Genomic DNA, 1,556 nt, shown 5'->3' with positions numbered 1-1,556 from the left:
CCTACCTCGACCGGACTCTCACCGGTTAGTTGTGCCTAGCTTGGCTAGGCGCGCTGTGCAAAGTTTTACGTTCACGATGAATTAAAGGCACCTGACTATTCGCAACCTTTACTCAGAGTATGTAATGATGAGGGTGGCGGTGGAGGGGGCTGCACTACCAATGTCTGTGGTGCAAACAACGATAGCTGTGGGGCTAACAACGGTGAGTGCTTAGCTAATTGCTTCATCAATATTTTTTAAGACGGTTGTCGCGAAGGGAAGGTCCCTTCGCGACAGAATTCCTAATATTTTTTTCACACATATCCAGTCTCGTAAGTAACCTGGGCTAAACCTCCACTTAGATAGTTCGACTTGCATTTAGTGGGTGCGCTAGGGCGCATGTGTTAAGAAGCCGTTCGACAAGTCCGTGTCCCATGTGTCTGCGGTTCAATCGGTAAGTGAATTCAGCAGCATACAGTTGCTTGAAGCGCTCTCGTCCATGGTATGTTCCGTCAATAAACGCCTTCAAATTGCTGATCAGCGTATTGACTCATTGAAATGTTTCATGAGCGTTTTAGTCACTCAACAATGTCACCCGATGTGGAATGTTCAGTTCCTTTGCACTGGCACCGTATGACCAGTTCCCGTCTGGTTCCAAGACGATATCCGTCCCGAGGTTACGTTTTAAAATGGGCAGTATCGAATTTTTAGTCAGGTCTTCTACCGCTTCAATGGAACAATATTGGGGTTTTCCTTTCGTCAGTGAAACCCCCATGACCATGGGCGACTGTGTAGTGCCACGTCCCCGTTTACCTTTGCTTTTGCCGCCAAGGTAGAAGTCATCGACTTGAACAATTCCTTCCAACGTATATTTCGTATTTCGTTCCGCCATAGCAGAACGGATTTTGTGAAGCATGTGCCAAGCCGTGTCGTACGAAACGGCGATGTGACGCTGAAGTGTTTTGCAGAAACATCCCGCTTGTCATGGCTGACTAGGTATATTGCAAGGAACCATTTGTACAGTGGCGTTTTGTTTTTATGAAAGATAGTCCCTGCAGTGACAGAAGTCTGGCGATGACAGTGCTTGCACTCAAACAGTGGCACTCTAAGGTCGGCGTCCCGCCTGTGTGCCGCATGAACGAGAATTGCCTCGGAATGCGGCATGTGAAGCCTTCTTTCCATCGCAGTTGAATGAGACGCTCTTCACAGGCTTTTCATCCGAGAACTTTTGCGTAAACTCCAAGAGATTCACGAATATCACCTCGTTATACGAACCTGAGTTCTTATAACGAGTTTACCACTTATCTTCCACTTTTCAAAGGAAACTTACGAGAGTGGATATGTGTGTATTTTTTTCAACATGGATCGAAGCGATGCATACGGTTAATGACGGCCAATGCTTCAGTGTGTTAGGGGAAATGTTCGTTGCTGAGTTTCTCAGAGAATGTGTTTGTTGATAAACGGAAATATCTGCACGCTTATATGACGATCTTCAGAAGTATTATCCCGGATTTCGACGGTTTTTGCTTGATGGAGTCTCGTTAGGTTTCCAATGAATATTTTGGAATTATAGTCTC

The 1,556-nt window shown here is 45.9% G+C and carries 1 protein-coding gene; it reads right to left on the bottom strand.

Features of this window, described 5'->3' with window-relative positions; translation table 11 throughout:
* Positions 1-553: 553 nt before the first annotated feature.
* Positions 554-895, bottom strand: coding sequence for a transposase (locus M4I36_RS16955; RefSeq protein WP_258112799.1), 342 nt, complete (start codon positions 893-895; stop codon positions 554-556).
* Positions 896-1,556 lie beyond the last annotated feature (661 nt).

The sequence above is a fragment of the Alicyclobacillus sp. SP_1 genome (assembly GCF_024706985.1).
Classification (GTDB): domain Bacteria; phylum Bacillota; class Bacilli; order Alicyclobacillales; family Alicyclobacillaceae; genus Alicyclobacillus_I.
The sequence above is the reverse complement of the archived record's forward strand: the minus strand, read 5'-3'. Positions and strand labels throughout refer to the sequence as shown.

Bases quoted from the DNA above. Each gene is read 5' to 3' on its own strand.
- M4I36_RS16955 (WP_258112799.1), bottom strand. From the start codon at position 895: ATGCTTCACAAAATCCGTTCTGCTATGGCGGAACGAAATACGAAATAT.